Source organism: Rummeliibacillus sp. GQ308, from assembly GCF_059759115.1.
On the sequence record NZ_JCAXDQ010000001.1, the window covers coordinates 693,973 to 711,453 of the forward strand.

At 37.7% G+C, this 17,481-nt stretch carries 16 protein-coding genes; 13 read left to right on the forward strand and 3 right to left on the reverse strand.

The features are described from left to right. The first annotated feature begins 5 nt into the window (after positions 1-5). The 7 genes from AC6CHJ_RS03265 (at position 6) to qoxD (ending at position 8,067) form a co-directional block, all read left to right on the forward strand. Positions 6-1,358, forward strand: coding sequence for a dihydrolipoamide acetyltransferase family protein (locus AC6CHJ_RS03265; RefSeq protein ID WP_147194365.1), 1,353 nt, complete (start codon positions 6-8; stop codon positions 1,356-1,358). Positions 1,359-1,361: 3 nt separating this feature from the next. Next, positions 1,362-2,777: a dihydrolipoyl dehydrogenase gene (gene lpdA / locus AC6CHJ_RS03270; protein ID WP_066785047.1), complete on the forward strand. Its 1,416-nt coding sequence runs from the start codon at positions 1,362-1,364 to the stop codon at positions 2,775-2,777. A 254-nt stretch (positions 2,778-3,031) separates the two neighbouring features. Beyond that, positions 3,032-3,814: an SDR family NAD(P)-dependent oxidoreductase gene (locus AC6CHJ_RS03275; RefSeq protein WP_498287273.1), complete on the forward strand. Its 783-nt coding sequence runs from the start codon at positions 3,032-3,034 to the stop codon at positions 3,812-3,814. Positions 3,815-4,304: 490 nt separating this feature from the next. Beyond that, a complete protein-coding gene (qoxA, locus tag AC6CHJ_RS03280) occupies positions 4,305-5,204 on the forward strand; it encodes a cytochrome aa3 quinol oxidase subunit II (RefSeq protein WP_147194359.1) in 900 nt (299 codons plus the stop codon). 34 nt (positions 5,205-5,238) lie between these two features. Beyond that, positions 5,239-7,182, forward strand: a complete 1,944-nt coding sequence (gene qoxB, locus AC6CHJ_RS03285) for a cytochrome aa3 quinol oxidase subunit I (protein ID WP_066785056.1) — start codon at positions 5,239-5,241, stop codon at positions 7,180-7,182. Continuing rightward, complete coding sequence (gene qoxC / locus AC6CHJ_RS03290) at positions 7,182-7,781, forward strand: cytochrome aa3 quinol oxidase subunit III (protein ID WP_066785060.1); 600 nt, start codon at positions 7,182-7,184, stop codon at positions 7,779-7,781. The genes qoxB and qoxC overlap by 1 nt, the downstream gene beginning before the upstream one ends. A 1-nt stretch (position 7,782) precedes the next feature. Further along, the gene (gene qoxD / locus AC6CHJ_RS03295; protein WP_147194357.1) at positions 7,783-8,067 is read left to right on the forward strand and encodes a cytochrome aa3 quinol oxidase subunit IV; all 285 of its coding nucleotides are present in this window, start codon (positions 7,783-7,785) and stop codon (positions 8,065-8,067) included. A gap of 30 nt (positions 8,068-8,097) precedes the next feature. On the opposite strand, the gene AC6CHJ_RS03300 is transcribed toward qoxD, so the two are convergent. Continuing rightward, positions 8,098-8,955: a TetR/AcrR family transcriptional regulator gene (locus tag AC6CHJ_RS03300; RefSeq protein WP_147194354.1), complete on the reverse strand. Its 858-nt coding sequence runs from the start codon at positions 8,953-8,955 to the stop codon at positions 8,098-8,100. Between the two features lie 107 nt (positions 8,956-9,062). On the opposite strand from AC6CHJ_RS03300, the gene AC6CHJ_RS03305 reads away from it, so the two are divergent. Then, positions 9,063-12,209 (forward strand): efflux RND transporter permease subunit, encoded by a 3,147-nt coding sequence (locus AC6CHJ_RS03305; protein WP_498287276.1) that lies wholly within the window; start codon positions 9,063-9,065, stop codon positions 12,207-12,209. 228 nt (positions 12,210-12,437) lie between these two features. Further along, positions 12,438-12,722 carry a UPF0223 family protein gene (locus AC6CHJ_RS03310; RefSeq protein WP_147194348.1) on the forward strand — a complete coding sequence of 95 codons (285 nt, stop codon included), beginning with the start codon at positions 12,438-12,440 and terminating at the stop codon, positions 12,720-12,722. An 84-nt stretch (positions 12,723-12,806) separates the two neighbouring features. Here the strand turns inward: AC6CHJ_RS03310 and AC6CHJ_RS03315 are convergent, their stop codons facing one another. After that, entirely contained in the window at positions 12,807-13,442 is a 636-nt protein-coding gene (locus AC6CHJ_RS03315; RefSeq protein WP_498287277.1) for a YktB family protein, read from the reverse strand. A 141-nt stretch (positions 13,443-13,583) separates the two neighbouring features. Between AC6CHJ_RS03315 and AC6CHJ_RS03320 the strand changes: the two genes are divergently transcribed. After that, positions 13,584-13,781, forward strand: coding sequence for a YkzI domain-containing protein (locus tag AC6CHJ_RS03320; RefSeq protein WP_066785078.1), 198 nt, complete (start codon positions 13,584-13,586; stop codon positions 13,779-13,781). 114 nt (positions 13,782-13,895) lie between these two features. After that, complete coding sequence (locus tag AC6CHJ_RS03325; protein WP_147194342.1) at positions 13,896-14,687, forward strand: inositol monophosphatase family protein; 792 nt, start codon at positions 13,896-13,898, stop codon at positions 14,685-14,687. 149 nt (positions 14,688-14,836) lie between these two features. On the opposite strand, the gene AC6CHJ_RS03330 is transcribed toward AC6CHJ_RS03325, so the two are convergent. Beyond that, on the reverse strand, positions 14,837-15,019 hold the full coding sequence (locus AC6CHJ_RS03330; protein ID WP_147194339.1) for a DUF5325 family protein: 183 nt from the start codon (positions 15,017-15,019) through the stop codon (positions 14,837-14,839). Between the two features lie 167 nt (positions 15,020-15,186). On the opposite strand from AC6CHJ_RS03330, the gene typA reads away from it, so the two are divergent. Together typA and AC6CHJ_RS03340 are read left to right on the forward strand one after the other, a co-directional pair. Then, positions 15,187-17,028, forward strand: a complete 1,842-nt coding sequence (typA, locus tag AC6CHJ_RS03335; protein WP_147194336.1) for a translational GTPase TypA — start codon at positions 15,187-15,189, stop codon at positions 17,026-17,028. Positions 17,029-17,060: 32 nt separating this feature from the next. Continuing rightward, the gene (locus AC6CHJ_RS03340; protein WP_371859432.1) at positions 17,061-17,456 is read left to right on the forward strand and encodes a YlaH-like family protein; all 396 of its coding nucleotides are present in this window, start codon (positions 17,061-17,063) and stop codon (positions 17,454-17,456) included. The last annotated feature ends 25 nt before the right edge of the window (positions 17,457-17,481 follow it).

Genomic DNA, 17,481 nt, shown 5'->3' on the forward strand with positions numbered 1-17,481 from the left:
TTAAAATGGCATATAAATTCCGATTACCAGATATTGGTGAAGGTATCCATGAAGGAGAAATCGTCAAATGGTTTGTAAAACCGGGCGATAAAATCGAAGAAGATACAATATTGGCAGAAGTGCAAAACGACAAAGCTGTTGTTGAAATTCCATCTCCGGTAGAAGGAACAATTGAAAAAGTGCTAGTTGAAGAGGGTACATTGACAACTGTTGGTACTGTATTGCTTGAAATTGACGCACCAGGATATGAAGAATTAGAACTTCATGGCCATAAAGATGAAGACGCAGAAGAAGAAACAGAAGCGCAAGTCCAAGCAACTGCTGAATCAGGCAAAGAAGTCGAAAAAGAACCAGCTGTTAAAGAAGAAGAGCCAAAAACAGCAACTCCTCCAGCAGGAGAAGAGCCAGAAGAAACAGTAGGCAATGCACGTGTTATCGCAATGCCATCTGTCCGTAAATTTGCACGTGAAAACGGCGTAGACATTAAACAAGTTTCAGGTTCTGGTAAAAATGGCCGTGTATTAAAAGAAGACATTGAAGCATTTAAAAACGGTAAAGCTGCACCAGCAACAGAAAAAGCTGAAGTTGTTGAAGCAACAACAAGCCAAGAATCAGTACAAGAAACAAGCAAAACACCGGCAATTCCTGAAGGTGATTTCCCAGAAACACGTGAAAAAATGTCAGGTATTCGTCGTGCAATTGCAAAAGCAATGGTGCATTCTAAACAAACAGCTCCACATGTAACGCTGATGGATGAAGTAGATGTGACTGAATTAGTGGCACATCGCAAGAAATTCAAAGAAGCTGCAGCTGAAAAAGGTATTAAATTAACATACCTTCCTTATGTGGTAAAAGCTTTAGTCAGCACATTGCGTGAGTTCCCTGATTTCAACCGTTCATTAGATGATGCAACACAAGAAATTATCCAAAAACATTATTACAATATAGGAATTGCAGCCGATACAGAAAAAGGCTTGCTTGTTCCTGTTATTAAACATGCTGATCGCAAATCTGTATTTGCAGTGTCAAATGAAATTAACGAGTTAGCAACAAAAGCTCGTGAAGGAAAACTAGCGCCAAACGAAATGAAAGGCGCATCATGCTCTATTACAAATATCGGCTCAGCTGGCGGACAATGGTTCACTCCTGTGATTAATCACCCAGAAGTCGCAATTCTAGGAATTGGGCGAATTGCAGAAAAACCTGTAATAAAAAATGGTGAAATTGTAGCTGCACCTGTGTTAGCATTATCATTGAGCTTTGATCATCGTATGATTGATGGTGCGACTGCTCAACATGCGTTAAATCATATTAAACGCTTGTTAAGCGAACCAGAATTATTATTAATGGAGGCGTAAAAAATGGTAGTAGGAGATTTTCCAATCGAAACAGACACAATTGTCATTGGCGCAGGCCCTGGTGGATATGTTGCAGCAATCCGTGCAGCACAAACTGGACAAAAAGTGACAGTAATTGAACGTGAAAATGTTGGTGGTGTATGCTTAAACGTAGGTTGTATCCCATCTAAAGCATTAATCTCTGTAGGTCACCGCTTCGAAAAAGCTAAACATTCCGATGATATGGGAATCGTTGCTTCAGAAGTGAAATTAGACTTCAAAAAAGCGCAAGAATTTAAAGATTCTGTAGTTAAAAAATTAACTGGCGGCGTCTCTGGTTTGCTTAAAGGCAACAATATTGAAGTGGTAAAAGGCGAAGCATATTTACATGATGCTAACTCATTACGCGTTATCACAGAAAACTCTGCACAAACATACAACTTTAAAAACGTAATTATTGCAACTGGCTCTCGTCCAGTTGAAATTCCAACTTTTAAATTCTCAAAACGCGTCTTAAATTCGACAGGCGCGCTTAACCTAGAAGAAGTTCCTAGCAAACTAGTTGTTATTGGCGGCGGTTACATTGGTACAGAATTAGGTTCTGCTTATGCAAACCTAGGTGCTGAAGTAACAATTCTTGAAGGTGGTAAAGATATTCTTGCTGGCTTCGAAAAGCAAATGACTACTATTGTGAAAAAAGGTCTTAAGAAAAAAGGCGTTACAATCGAAACAAATGCTTTAGCACAAGGTGTTGAAGAAACTGAAACAGGCGTAACTGTTAAATATGAAGTAAATGGTGAAGCTAAATCAGTAGAAGCAGATTACGTACTTGTAACTGTTGGTCGTCGTCCGAATACGGATGAAATGGGCTTAGAAGAAGTGGGAATTGAATTTGGCGAACGCGGTTTAATTAAAGTTGACAAACAATGCCGCACAAACGTTCCAAATATCTATGCAATTGGTGATATCGTTGCTGGACCACAACTTGCTCATAAAGCATCTTATGAAGGTAAAGTGGCTGCAGAAGCAATCGCTGGCGAAAAATCTGTTGTCGATTATTTAGCAATTCCTGCTGTATGCTTTACAGATCCAGAAATGGCTACTGTTGGTTTATCTGAAGACCAAGCAAAAGAAGAAGGATTTGAAGTTTCAACTGGCAAATTCCCATTCGCTGCAAACGGTCGTGCATTAGCATTAAATGAAACAGAAGGCTTTGTGAAATTAGTTGCACGCAAAGAAGATGGCCTGCTATTAGGTGGCCAAATCGTTGGTTCTGGCGCTTCTGATATGATTGCTGAAATTGGTTTAGCGATTGAAGCAGGTATGACGCTTGAGGATGTGGCGATGACTATTCACGCACACCCAACTTTAGGCGAAATTACTATGGAAACAGCTGAAGTAGCGCTTGGTAACCCAATCCATATTATTGCAAAAAAATAATCTATCCTTATCTAAATCTCTTAATAGATTAATTAAGAGAATGGGCTGTAATCAAACTCAAACTTTTGAGTTTGCCTACAGCCCTTTTTATTTCAAACTGGTCATAAATCGAATGTAGTTGCTTGTTAGTCTCCTACCCTATACTTCTTAATGATGCTTTAATAAATCCTGCATTCACTGCATAAAAATGTTTGAAAGACGTAGGAGAAGGTAAAGTTAAAGAGTGCATGAATTATAAAAAGGGAGTGCTGTTAATGGATTTAAAATTAAGAGATAAAGTAGCGATTGTAACGGGAGGCAGCAAAGGTATTGGACTCGCTACAGCAAAAAAATTAGTTGAAGAGGGAGCAGAAGTAGTAATATGTGCGCGTACTGCAACTTCTCTCGATGAAGCGATAAAAGAAATAAAAGAATCGACAGGAAAAGAGGCATTTGCTGTTGTCGCAGATGTTACGAATGAAAAAGATTGCCAAAACCTGATCGAGCAAACCATACAGAAATATGGAAAAATTAATATTTTAGTTAATAATGCGGGTACTTCAGCTGCTCATTCATTTTTAGATGTAGATACAGACTTTTGGAAAAGCGATTTGAATTTAAAGTTATTTGGCGCAATTTATACGGCAAAGGCAGCGATTCCACATATGGAAGCGGCAGGTGGAGGATCAATTGTAAATGTTACTGCCGTTTTAGGGAAAACTCCTCCAGCATCTTCACTGCCAACTACTGTAAGCCGTGCAGCTGGAATGGCACTTACAAATGCGATGAGCAAAGATGTAGGCTCATTAAACATAAGGGTCAATACTGTCTGCATTGGATTAATTCGCAGTGCGCAAATAGAAGAAAAGTGGAAACATGAATCACCACAGCTATCTTGGGAAGAATACTCAAAAGAAGTGGGGAAATCCATTCCGCTTGGCAGGATTGGGGACACTGTTGAAGCAGCAAATGTGATTACATTCTTAGCTTCAGATGCAGCGTCATATGTAAGCGGTACTGCCGTTAATATAGATGGTGGAGCTGCACCTGCTCTTTAAAAGTAAAAACTCATCAAAGATTCCATCCTTTGGTGGGTTTTATTTTTTGTAAAATTTTAATTTTTGCATTCAATTTAAAGCAAAAAAGCATCAAAAACTTTCCTTTTTTAGAACTATATTTTAGTTTTTTTCTTCGTACACATTTTGTTCAAAGTTAATACACACAACGTTCAAAAATCCTTGAATGAATTGTGATAATGAGTGCTTTTTTCTTTTAATAAAAATCGGTTGGAGTATAATTCATATGAATCAAGAAAAGAATGATTGAATTTATAGGGAAGTAAGGTGAATTAAAATTGCTGTTGTTATTTTCTACTATATATAAAGTGGAAATGTAAAAAAGTCTCAACAAGTAGTTTTATACTTTTACTTTTATGTTTTTTCAATTATAAAAGGAAAGCTTGTAGAAATTAGTTTCTAGAAGGGACCAACAATTCATTAAAACACTTTATAATGTTTTTATTTGTTTTCTTGAGAAGGGAGTAAAATTATGAAGAAAAAAGTGTTAATCTTACCTTTTGTTATGGCATTCTTGACACTTGTTTTATCCGGATGTCAGCCTTTGATGATCTTTGATCCAAAAGGTCCTAATGCAAGAACGTTGTCAAACACAATCATAATGTCGATTATCGTAATGCTTGTCATTCTATTAGTCGTATATGTTCTTTTGATTAACATGCTTTCAAAATATCGTGCGTCAAAACAAGCGCCAGATTATGAGCCGCCGCACGAAGAGGGCAGCAAAGTACTGGAAGTTGTTTGGACAGTAATACCAATCCTTATTGTTACAGCACTTGCGATTGTAACAGTGTTTACAACATCAAAAGTTGAAAAGAAACCAGAGGGTTATGGTAATAAAGAACCGCTCGTTATATATGCATCTTCTTCAAACTGGAAATGGCACTTTAGCTATCCAGAACAAGGTGTTGAAACTGTAAATTATGTGAACATCCCGACAGACCGACCAATTGAATTTAGGTTATATTCATTCGGTCCGATTACAAGTTTTTGGATTCCGCAATTAGCAGGTCAAAAATATGCAATGAGTGATATGCTTACAAAAATTCACCTAGCTGCTGACCAAGAAGGTTCTTATATGGGCCGAAATTCAAACTTTAGCGGTGAAGGCTTTGCTCAAATGGAGTTTGAGGCTCAAGCAATGTCACAAAAAGATTTTGATGAATGGATAAAAGATGTAAAAGCGAAAGAACCTAAATTGACTGAAAAAGAGTTCGATAAGCTATTAAAAACTTCTTTTGTAGGACGTAAAAGTTATTCATCTACTCACCTAACCTTTAGACCAGCTCCAATGGAACATGGAAAACATGGAAAACACGATATGGAGAATATGAAGGATAAGGATATGGAAGGCATGGATATGTCTCATTAATTTATCATTCTAAAGAATGAAAGGAGTTACACACATGAGTTTTGATGAGTTATTCGCTCCGATGAAAGAGCCGATGATTTTAGCGGCTGGTATCAGTATCATCGTAGGAGCTATTGCTGTTGTCGCAGGTTTGACTTATTTCAAAAAGTGGGGCTGGTTATATAAAAACTGGCTAACTACTGTTGACCATAAAAAAATTGGCGTTATGTACGTCTTTGTAGCGCTTATCATGTTGTTTAGAGGCGGTATTGATGCTTTATTAATGCGTGCTCAAACTGCTATACCAGAAAACGGATTATTAAACTCCGAACACTATAATGAAATCTTTACTACACATGGTTTGATCATGATTTTGTTCATGGCGATGCCATTCATCATTGGTTTGATGAATATTGTAGTACCACTACAAATTGGTGCGCGAGACGTTGCATTTCCACGTCTGAATGCTCTTAGCTTCTGGCTATTTGCAGCAGGTGCCGGTTTGTTGAATGTATCATTTGTTATCGGGGGTTCACCAAATGCCGGCTGGACAGCTTACTTCCCGTTGGCAGGTACTGAATTCAATCCAGGTGTAGGGAATAACTATTACGCTTGGGCTCTTCAAATTTCAGGTATTGGTACTTTAATGACAGGTATCAACTTTATTACAACTATATTTAAAATGCGTGCACCTGGCATGAAATTAATGAAAATGCCAATGTTTACTTGGTCCGCATTGATTACAAACGTGATTATTACATTTGCATTCCCTGTATTAACTGTAGCGCTAGCATTAATGACTTTGGATCGCCAGTTCGGTACAAAATTCTTCGCAATGCAAGATGGCGGTATGGACATGATGTGGGCTAACCTATTCTGGGTATGGGGACATCCAGAAGTATATATTGTTATACTTCCTGCATTCGGTATATACAGTGAAATTATCGCGACATTTGCACGCAAAAACCTTTACGGTTATAAATCAATGGTTATGAGTATGGTCATTATCTCGTTACTATCCTTCATGGTATGGGCTCATCACTTCTATACTATGGGACACGGTGTAATGGTTAACGGCGTCTTCTCAACTACAACTATGTTGATTGCAGTGCCGACAGGTGTAAAAATATTTAACTGGCTTCTGACGATGAGGCACGGGAAAATCCAATTTACGACTCCAATGCTTTATGCATTAGCGTTTATCCCAATCTTTACAATTGGTGGGGTAACAGGGGTTATGCTTGCTATGGCAAGTGCTGACTATCAATACCATAATACAATGTTCTTGGTAGCTCACTTCCACTATGTATTGATTCCTGGGGTAGTATTTGGTGTTCTAGCAGGTTACCATTACTGGTGGCCAAAAATCTTTGGTTTCCGTTTGAATGAAAAATTAGGTAAATCTGCTTTCTGGTTTATCATTTTAGGATTTAACATTGCGTTCTTCCCACTATTCATTTTAGGTTTAGATGGTTATGCGCGTCGTATGTACACATATTCAGCTGACACAGGCTATGGTCCATTGAATATGGTATCGTTCCTAGGAGCTTTAATGATGGGTGTAGGCTTTATCTTACTATGCTACAACATCTACTACAGCTTCCGTCACAGTCCACGTGAAACAACTGGAGATCCTTGGGATGCACGTTCACTTGAATGGGCAACACACAGTCCAGTTCCAGAGTACAACTTTGCAGTAGTACCAAAAATCAACCAATTGGATGAATATTGGTTTGCGAAAAAAGAAGGTAGAGACATTACTGCTGGCGAGTATGAACGAATTCATATGCCGAATAATAGTAGTGCGCCAATGTGGATGGCCGGTGTTATGTTCTTGTTTGCTTTCTTCTTCGTATTTAGTGTATGGGCTGGAGTAATTGTCTTTGGTCTAGCAACTCTCGGATTCTTGGCATATCGTTCATTTGAAAAAGATGATGGCCATTACATCGAAGTGGCTGAAATTGTTGAAACAGAAAGACGTTTGGGAGGTGAACAATAATGTCTAAAGAAAATACATCAGCCCCACTTGAATACCGCACACATGAGAACGAGATGAAAATCTTTGGTTTCTGGGTATTCTTAGGAGCAGAAATTGTTCTTTTCGCGACATTATTTAGTGTTTATTTTGCATTAGCAGATCGCACAGGTACTGGCCCAACAGGTAAAGAAATATTTGAAATGCCACCAGTATTAATAGAAACATTTGTGTTGTTAACAAGTAGTTTCTTAATCGGTTTAGGCGTTCATGCAATGCGTATTGGTCGTAAGAAAGCGATGATGGTATTCTACATCATTACGTTACTTCTTGGCTTAGTATTCCTTGGCGTAGAAATTAACGAGTTCTTAACATATATTCATGATGGTGCAACAATTACAACAAGTGCGTTTATGTCAGCTTTAATGACTTTATTAGGCACGCATGGTGCCCACGTAACATTTGGTTTCCTATGGGGATCAGCCATCCTTATTCAAATTAAGAGACATGGCTTGAATGCGAAAACAGCTAATAAAGCATTTATCTTTTCACTGTATTGGCACTTCCTTGATGTTGTATGGATCTTCATCTTCAGTTTTGTGTACTTGAAAGGAGTGTTGTAATATGAAAGAACTTTTTCCTAAAGAGCACGTATTAGGGTTCGTAGGTTCTCTTCTTTTAACACTCGCTGCGTTAACTGTTATTATGTTCAAAGGTATGTCTAATGGATTGGCTATGACCATCTTGCTGATTACAGCTGCTGCTCAAGCGCTAGTCCAACTGATACTATTCATGCATATCGGTGAAACTGATGACAAAAAATCTCTCTACGTCACTATTATTTATGCAGTAGTTGTAGGTTTAATTACGGTGTTTGGTACGCTTCTTGCAATGGTATGGGGCTACTAATCGCAGACTAATAATAAAAAGCAGGACAATTTAATTTGTCCTGCTTTTTTCATACATATGATGGCTATATTGTTTGATTAATGTAGCAAGCCAACGAAGTTCATTGCTTGCAGTTAAATTTGATGACATGCCGAGCAACAAGGCTTTACGTGGAGATTCCTTCTGCAATTCTTCCGTTAGCAAATCGAATGTGTCTTGTAATACTGCATCATCTAGAATATCCTTTTTGCACTTTTCAATTTCTGATAGTAACTCTTCTTTTTCCAAATGGCGGCTTTTTTTATGATTTAACTCAAACATTTCTTTTGTAATTAACGGCTCAATTGGAGCTGTGGCCAATACATCAATATGGTGTGCAAGTATCTTGCTCATCTCATAATAGTCGACGCGTTGTTTAGGGTTCATAATGATCTCTGTATAGCTTTTTACGAGCCCTTGAATACATACGACAAGGTCATATTTGTTTTGAGATATTTGATTGCCATATACCTCATCTAAAAGAAACAAGGCGACATAATCCGCTCTCTTGAACTGTTGAATGATTTCTTCCAGGGCATTAGGGTCTATAATATTAATCAGCTCACGACCGTGTGCCATTAAAAAAGGATAATTCTTTTCGACAAATTGAAAAGAAATAACAAAATACTGTATTAGTTTCTCCCTAGGTTCCGCTTGTAAATTTAAGAGAACCTGATACTTTGCTGTGATATCTCGAATAATATATTCAAATATTGCAATTAAGAGTTCTTCCTTAGATTTAAAAGAAAGATAAAACGCGCCTTTAGATATTCCGCATGCTGCTGTAATATCTTGTATAGACGTAGATGAAATGGTACGCTCGGATAAGATTTCCATAGACTTTTCGATAATTAGGTCTCGTTTTGACATTGTTTCACTCTTTCTATGATACTTTCTTTCTATAATTTGACTTTTGACCAGCTAGTCATTTATTATATTGAATTGTGACCAGTAAGTCAAAAAAGGACGGTGTATGAATGAATTCGCTTATTAAATTTGTGCTGAAAAATAAACTAGCAGTTTGGCTATTGACCATAATTGTAGCAGCTGCAGGCCTTTATTCGGGGCTTAAGATGAAGCTAGAAACAATACCGGATATTTCAGTGCCTGTTGCTACTGTAACAACTGTTTATCCAGGTGCCACTCCGCAACAAGTAGCTGATGACATATCTATTCCTTATGAAAAGGCAGTCAATCATTTAAAGGGAGTTTCTTCTGTTTACTCCAACTCTTATCAAAATGCTTCTAGTCTGCAAATTGAATTCAAGTATGGAACAGATATGAAAGAAGCTGTGGGTAATATTAAGGAAGCGATTGAGAAAGTAGAACTTCCAGAAACAGCTCAAAAACCTACCGTTGATCGCATTAATATTAATGCATTTCCAATCGTAGCGTTAAGTGTAGCTAATAAAGATCAGTCAATCGCAGACCTAACAAAAACCACCGAAAATTACTTTGTACCGAAACTAGAAGGTATTGACGGTGTATCCTCAGTATCAGTTTCCGGGCAACAAGTGGAAAAGGTCGAGCTTACATATGACCAAAAGAAATTAGCTCAATATGGCTTAACAGAAGATTCAATTAAGCAATATGTGAAAGCAATGGATACAAAAGTTCCGCTAGGTATGTTCCAATTTAAGGATGAAGAACAATCTGTAGTTGTTGATGGTAAAATGACAACTATTAAAGATTTGAAAAAATTAAGTATTCCTGTATCAATGGGGAATTCATCTCAAGCTCAACAACCAGCAGATGCTGCACAAGGTGATGCTTCGCAAGCCAGTGCTGCACAAGGCATGCAACAAGCACCTCCTGCAAAGCCATTCGTAAATTTAGGCGAATTAGCTAAAATTAAAGTGATCGGTGAAGTAGAGTCAGTATCACGTACAAATGGCCAAAATGCAATCGCTGTTCAGGTTGTTAAATCGCAAGAAGCGAATACAGTCAATGTAGTAAATGATGTAAAAAAAGCTTCTAACAAGTTTGAAAAAGAAAACAAAGGAATGGATATTGAGGTTACACTTGACCAAGGACAGCCAATTGAAGAGTCAGTCCAAACAATGCTTGATAAAGCATTATTCGGTGCCATTTTCGCTGTCATTATCATTATGTTGTTCCTACGCAATATTCGTTCTACTATTATCTCAGTTATCTCTATCCCGATGTCATTATTGATTGCAGTAGGTGTCTTGAAACAGATGGATATTTCACTCAATATGATGACATTAGGCGCGATGACTGTTGCAATTGGGCGTGTTATTGATGACTCGATTGTTGTAATTGAAAATATTTATCGCAGAATTTATCTTGAAGGCGAAAAACTGCATGGCCGAGCATTGATTCGTGAAGCGACAATGGAAATGTTCAAACCAATCTTGTCTTCAACAATTGTAACAATTGCAGTATTCTTGCCGTTGGGATTAGTGGGCGGCATGGTCGGAGAATTATTCTTGCCATTTGGATTAACGATGGCGTTTGCGTTAATCGCATCTCTCATTGTGGCCGTAACGATTGTACCTGTTATGGCACACTCATTGTTTAAAAAAGAGTTGTATGGTCAGAAAAAGACGAAAAAAGAAGAGCACGGCAAGTTGGCAAATGGATATAAGCGAATTCTAGAATGGGTATTAAACCATAAATGGATTACTTCTATTCTTTCAGTCGTGATTTTAGTTGCGAGCTTATTCTTAGCACCTTTAGTAGGGTTTAGTTTCCTTCCAGATGATGAACAAAAAATGGTATATCTAACATATACACCGAAGCCTGGTGAAACACGTGACCAAGTTCTAGAGAAAGTGGAAGATATTGAAAAAGTCGCTATGAAGAAGAAAAATGTAGACACAGTACAATCTTCTGTTGGCGGAGCAAATCCAATGAGTCCAGGTAACAGCAATGGCGCTCTTGTCTATGTTATTTATGACAAAGATACGCAAAACTTTGGTGATAAAAAAGAATCGTTAATTAAAGAAGTAGAAAATATCGGCCATGAAGGTAAATGGAAGAGCCAAGACTTTTCATCAACAGGTTCAAGCAATGAAATTTCTTACTCAGTTTACGGCAATACAGTGGAAGATATTAAACCAGAAGTAAATAAAATCAAGAACATTATGAAAAAGCAAGATCATCTAAAAGATGCGAAGTCTTCGCTTGCTGAAAACTATGAAGAAAAAACATTGGTGATCGATCAAGATAAAGCGAAAGCATTGGGGCTGACAACTGGCCAAATCGCCATGGCGATCAACCCAAATACGCAAACTGAAGTATTGACTACAGTTACAAGAGAAGGTAAAGAACTCGATGTGAATGTTCATAAGGAAGCAGCATCTCCTGATGAATTCAAGGATGTCTTAAATGAGACTGTTGATTCTCCATTAGGGAAAAAAGTGAAAATTTCTGATGTAGCTGATGTGAAAGAAGGCACGACTTCTAATCAAATAAACCGCAGTAAAGGTAAAGTCTATGCGGATGTAACGGCAACAGTAACATCCAAAGATGTTACAAAAGCATCTTCAGCGGTAGAAAAAGAAATTAAGAAACTTGATTTGCCAAATAGTGTAGAAGTAGATACTGGTGGGGTAGCAGAGGATATGAATGAAGCCTTCGGACAATTAGGCTTAGCTATTGTTGCAGCCATTGCTATCGTTTACTTTACATTAGTGGTAACGTTCGGAGAAGGTTTAGCGCCATTCGCTATCCTATTCTCATTACCATTTACAGTGATCGGTGCATTAGTCGCTCTATACATTTCTGGTGAAACCATTAGTGTATCTTCTCTTATCGGTTTATTAATGCTGATTGGTATAGTGGTGACGAATGCCATCGTGCTTGTCGATCGGATCATTCATATGGAACATGCAGGCAAAAGCATGCGTGAAGCCATACTTGAAGCAGGAGCAACTCGTTTGCGACCAATCCTCATGACAGCTATTGCAACAATTGGTGCTTTAATACCTCTTGCTATCGGAGCAGAAGGCGGCGGCTTGATTTCAAAAGGCGTTGGTGTAACGGTAATCGGTGGATTAATCAGTTCGACTATTTTAACACTATTAATTGTGCCATTAGTATATGAATTACTCTCTAGAATCCTGAAAAAAGACCGGGCACACGAGAATAAAGTAGACTAACATGAATGGATTGCCCAGGAAATCAAAGTATATGATTTCCTGGTGCAATCTTTTTTTATGTAGTTTTAATAAGTGTCTTGATAAGAATTCAGGATACACATCGACACAATAAGCATGAATAATTTCATTTCCCGGGGAATATGCTAATAAACAACAACGGTTGCAGTTTTCTTTATTCAGCGTTTACAATGAACAAAACACACTATATAAAGTTAGGCAGGTAATAGCATGGAATATTCATACCCATTTTCAATTGAATGGTCAACAAACGAAATTGTAGACGTCATTGCCTTTTTTCAAACAGTAGAGAAAGCTTATGAAAAAGGTGTACAAAGAGAAGAAGTTTTATCTAAATACCGTAGATTTAAAGAAATAGTCCCATCAATGGCAGAAGAAAAAACTATTTTTCGCGAGTTTGAAGAAGAAAGCGGATATGTTAGTTATGATATTGTGAAGCAGACAAAAACAAAAGAAAATGGCACAATCATCAAAGGTGAGAAAAAAAGTCGCTAGATACAAATATAAATACGCACTTAAGCAAAAAAAAGCAATCGAAAACTTCTGCAATTTGCAGTGTATCGATTGCTTCTTTGATACCTAGGTTAAATCGGCGGAAGCCATTAGCCTATAAATTGGCATAAGCTCTTCTAATGTTTCTTCTGTTTTCTCTTCAAATTCTTCTCCTGAAAGTTGTATTGCTTCTTCCCTTGGTATTTGCAAACCAATCAAAAACTCGCCTTTTTTAACTTCCTTTAAACGAATAAGCAGTTTTTCTAGCGTCCCATCTGCAATCGCCTCGTTAAGGGAGGTCCCTTTAGGATCAAAATGATCGCCGGTTACAAAAAAAGAATGGGGCAGTGCCTTAACAGTTTCAAGATTGTTTAATAGGTTATCTGCAATAGCTTTTTTAGTAGGCGCTTCATAAATAGCACAAAGAATAATAAAAACGTGCGATTCAAAAAGACCAATCTCAAAGTGAGGCAACGCTTTATAACCTCGTTTATTTGGCGCAAATGCAACCCAGCTATCAATCGGAGGATTCACTTTCCTTCTAGCGTGTCTTGCGATATGCGGATAAAATTCAATACCTATCTTAGATGTAAAGTATGTAGTGTACGTTTTTGCAAGCTCTTCAAATTTAGGACGCACATGCTCTGTTAGAGCTTCCATACGCTGCTCTAGGCCGGGTATAGTAAAAACATCAAAATCATCGGTTGTCCATTTTACAGCCACTTATTTCCTCTCCTTTTGTAAAGATTTATGTTTATTTTATGCGAAATATGGGAAAAAATCTTGTAGAAGCACTTACCAATCTTGCTATAGTCATTAGCATAAAAAGAGTGAATTGATAAAAAGTACAAAGGAGCTGATATCATGAAACAGGTCGTGCATATTATACGTAAAGTGGATTTTGAGAAGCAATATATTAAAGGTCTTCAATTAGAAGTGGATTATGAATTGGCTACATTATATGACGCCATCCAAAAAAATGACGCAAAACAAATGTCAGAAAGTAAGGCGAGATTAGCGGAAATTCATATGGAACTGGAGGCTTTCCATGCATTCGCCTAAAGAAATAACCGCTTTCACTTCATAGTGACACTTGCTAATCAATATGAGAAGCAGGTGTTTTTTTTGTTATAATAAAAAAATCAAAAGGTTTCTAAAAAGTAGGGTGGGGGATTTATGGAATTATCTAAGATAGATGTGTATGCGAAATCAATTATACTCCAAGCCGGAGATCGAATCAGACAATCCTTTTCTGAAAAGTGGACAATCGAGACAAAAGCCGATGCAAATGATTTAGTCACAAATATAGACCGTGAAATTGAATTGTTTTTCATCGAAAAAATTCGCACCTTTAATTCCTCTCATAAAATTATTGGGGAAGAAGGGATGGGCGAGAAAATTCAATCACTCGATGGAGTTGTATGGATTATCGATCCTATTGATGGAACAATGAATTTCGTACGTCAGCATCGGAATTTTGCCATTTCGGTTGGTATTTATGTTGATGGAATTGGAAAGTTAGGCTACATATATGATGTCATGAGAGATCACCTATATCATGCGATTGAGGGACAAGGTGCATACATGAATGATCAGCCATTAAAAGCATTAGAGGAAATTTCATTGGACAAAGCGATTATTGGTTTGAATGCTGTATGGGCGACGCCTAATAAACGCATCAAGCATGAACCAATGATTGAGCTTGTACATAAGGTAAGAGGGACAAGATCATATGGTTCAGCAGCTTTAGAAATTGTCTCTGTTGCGAGTGGAAGAATGGATGCTTATCTTTCAATGCGGTTATCGCCATGGGATATAGCAGGTGGCGTTATGATCGCAAATGAAGTAGGAGCTATTGCAAGTAATTTAGAAAACCAGCCGATAAATTTACTGGAGCGGGATACATTTATTATAGCCAATCCCTTCATCCACAAAGAGATTGTGGAAAACTATATAGAATTAAAATAAGAAAAGGATTGTCTAATGAAGTTGGGTTTTAAACAACTTTATCAGACAATCCTTCTTTTCTTTTACTATAGAAAAAGGGATGGTACTCTACAGACTCTTCTTCCCACACATTGCTGGGTAGGAAAACCTTCTAAGGAAAGTTTACAGTATTATAACAGCCCTTGATCACGAAATTGGCGTTTAGTTTTGAACGCTAAGCCAAATACTACGATTACAGCTACAATTCCACCGATCGCACCGAAAGTGCTTCCAGCAGCAATCGCATACCCAATAGAGCACATCGCTAAAATGCCCGCTAGAGCAAAGATAGCCATCACAATTTTTGCTTTCATGTTTAAACCTCCAAGAAAAACTTGATAAGTCTATTGTCGAACGAAATACAGAGTTAAGCAAGCCTTTCACACAAAAAAATAAAAAGGAAAAGCTAATAAGACAAAATGAATTTTTTGTGCTATAATAGCACAGTTATGGACTCGAAAAAAGAATGTGGAGTGGAATAATGACAAAATTAAGAGAAGATCTCAGAAATATAGCAATTATTGCCCACGTCGACCATGGTAAAACTACATTAGTCGACCAATTATTAAAACAATCAGGTACATTCCGTTCAAATGAGCATGTGGAAGAACGTGCAATGGACTCTAATGATATCGAACGCGAACGCGGGATTACAATTTTAGCGAAAAATACAGCAGTAAACTACGAGAATACTAAAATTAACATCCTTGACACACCAGGACACGCTGACTTCGGTGGAGAAGTTGAACGTATCCTTAAAATGGTTGATGGAGTATTACTAGTAGTTGATGCATATGAAGGCTGTATGCCTCAAACACGTTTTGTATTGAAAAAAGCGTTAGAACAAAAATTAACGCCAATCGTTGTAGTCAACAAAGTGGATAAAGATTCCGCACGCCCTGAAGAAGTTGTGGACGAAGTAATTGATCTTTTGATCGAATTAGGAGCAGATGAAGATCAGCTTGAATTCCCAGTAGTATTTGCTTCTGGTGTTAACGGTACTGCATCACTAGATCCAGATCCAAGCAAACAAGAAGAAAACATGAAATGCTTATTTGAAGAAATTATTCGCCATATCCCAGCACCAATGGATACTCGCGATGAACCATTGCAATTCCAAGTAGCATTGCTTGATTATAATGACTTCGTTGGACGTATCGGTATTGGTCGTGTATTCCGTGGTACTATTCATGTTGGTCAACAAGTATCACTAGCAAAACTGGACGGCACAGTTAAAAACTTCCGTGTAACAAAAATGTTTGGTTTCTTCGGTTTAAAACGTGAAGAAATCCAAGAAGCATATTCTGGCGATTTGATTGCTGTATCCGGTATGGAAGAAATCAATGTAGGTGAAACAGTGTGTCCTCAAGACCACTTAGAACCGCTTCCTCCAATGCGTATTGATGAACCAACATTACAAATGACGTTCTTAGTTAACAACTCACCATTTGCAGGACGTGAAGGTAAATGGATCACATCTCGTAAAATTGAAGAACGCTTAAATTCTCAATTACAAACTGACGTTTCTTTACGTGTTGAACCAACAGATTCACCTGATGCATGGACTGTTTCAGGACGTGGTGAACTTCACTTATCTATTCTTGTAGAAAACATGCGTCGTGAAGGTTATGAACTGCAAGTATCTAAGCCAAAAGTTATTATTCGTGAAATTGATGGTGTTAAATGTGAACCAGTAGAACGTGTTCAAATTGACGTGCCTGAAGACTCAGTAGGTGCTATAATTGAATCATTAGGCGATCGTAAAGGTGAAATGCAAGATATGGTCAATGAAGGCAACGGACAAGTTCGTTTGATCTTCATGGTACCAGCACGCGGTTTGATTGGTTATACAACTGAATTTATGTCATTAACAAAAGGTTTTGGTATTATCAACCATACTTTTGATTCTTACCAACCAGTAGCTTCAGGTCGTGTTGGTGGTCGCCGTAATGGTGCACTTGTATCAATGGAAACAGGTAAAGCAACTACTTATGGTATGATGCAAGTAGAAGATCGTGGTATTTTATTCGTTGAACCAGGTACTGAAATCTATGAAGGCATGATCGTTGGCCAAAATACACGTGATAATGACATCACAGTAAATATTACAAAAATGAAACAAAAAACAAACGTGCGGTCTGCAACAAAAGACCAAACAAACGTAATCAAAACTCCTCGAATCTTAACGCTTGAAGAAGCATTAGAATTCTTGGATGACGATGAATATCTAGAAATTACACCAGAATCTATTCGTCTTCGCAAACAGATTTTAAATAAAAATGAACGTGAAAAAGCAGCGAAAAAGCTACGCAACGCTGAGTAAGCTATTATTCGCCAGTTAGGAGGATGTTGAACTTGTTTAAGTCAGCTTTATTATTAAAACTGAATTTTATACAGGCTGCTACATCTACAACTGCAACGTCAGATGGACACGATTTTGTATTTGAGCGCCTGTCCGGCGTTGCTCGCTATATTTACGAGGGTGCCCCTAATTTCACTGTAGCTGGTTATATATTATTTGCTGTTATCTTTGTGCTAACAGCGATTGTATACCACCTTGGTTTTGCTAGAGAAGGGCTAAAGCCTTGGCAAACAGGTGTAATTTATGTATTTTTATTTGTTGGATGTATCATCCTTACATTCCTAGCTTTCTTCCTACCAATGGTAGAAGGATTGATTGTTGCGGCTCTCGTTCTTATTGTCTATAGAATGCGATTGCGCCGGGATAAAAAGAAAGAAGCTACATCATAAAAAAACGATGCCTTTATGGCATCGT

Coding starts and splice junctions, on each gene's coding strand:
- AC6CHJ_RS03265 (WP_147194365.1), top strand. CDS start 6: ATGGCATATAAATTCCGATTACCAGATATTGGTGAAGGTATCCATGAA.
- lpdA (WP_066785047.1), top strand. CDS start 1,362: ATGGTAGTAGGAGATTTTCCAATCGAAACAGACACAATTGTCATTGGC.
- AC6CHJ_RS03275 (WP_498287273.1), top strand. CDS start 3,032: ATGGATTTAAAATTAAGAGATAAAGTAGCGATTGTAACGGGAGGCAGC.
- qoxA (WP_147194359.1), top strand. CDS start 4,305: ATGAAGAAAAAAGTGTTAATCTTACCTTTTGTTATGGCATTCTTGACA.
- qoxB (WP_066785056.1), top strand. CDS start 5,239: ATGAGTTTTGATGAGTTATTCGCTCCGATGAAAGAGCCGATGATTTTA.
- qoxC (WP_066785060.1), top strand. CDS start 7,182: ATGTCTAAAGAAAATACATCAGCCCCACTTGAATACCGCACACATGAG.
- qoxD (WP_147194357.1), top strand. CDS start 7,783: ATGAAAGAACTTTTTCCTAAAGAGCACGTATTAGGGTTCGTAGGTTCT.
- AC6CHJ_RS03300 (WP_147194354.1), bottom strand. CDS start 8,955: ATGTCAAAACGAGACCTAATTATCGAAAAGTCTATGGAAATCTTATCC.
- AC6CHJ_RS03305 (WP_498287276.1), top strand. CDS start 9,063: ATGAATTCGCTTATTAAATTTGTGCTGAAAAATAAACTAGCAGTTTGG.
- AC6CHJ_RS03310 (WP_147194348.1), top strand. CDS start 12,438: ATGGAATATTCATACCCATTTTCAATTGAATGGTCAACAAACGAAATT.
- AC6CHJ_RS03320 (WP_066785078.1), top strand. CDS start 13,584: ATGAAACAGGTCGTGCATATTATACGTAAAGTGGATTTTGAGAAGCAA.
- AC6CHJ_RS03325 (WP_147194342.1), top strand. CDS start 13,896: ATGGAATTATCTAAGATAGATGTGTATGCGAAATCAATTATACTCCAA.
- AC6CHJ_RS03330 (WP_147194339.1), bottom strand. CDS start 15,019: ATGAAAGCAAAAATTGTGATGGCTATCTTTGCTCTAGCGGGCATTTTA.
- typA (WP_147194336.1), top strand. CDS start 15,187: ATGACAAAATTAAGAGAAGATCTCAGAAATATAGCAATTATTGCCCAC.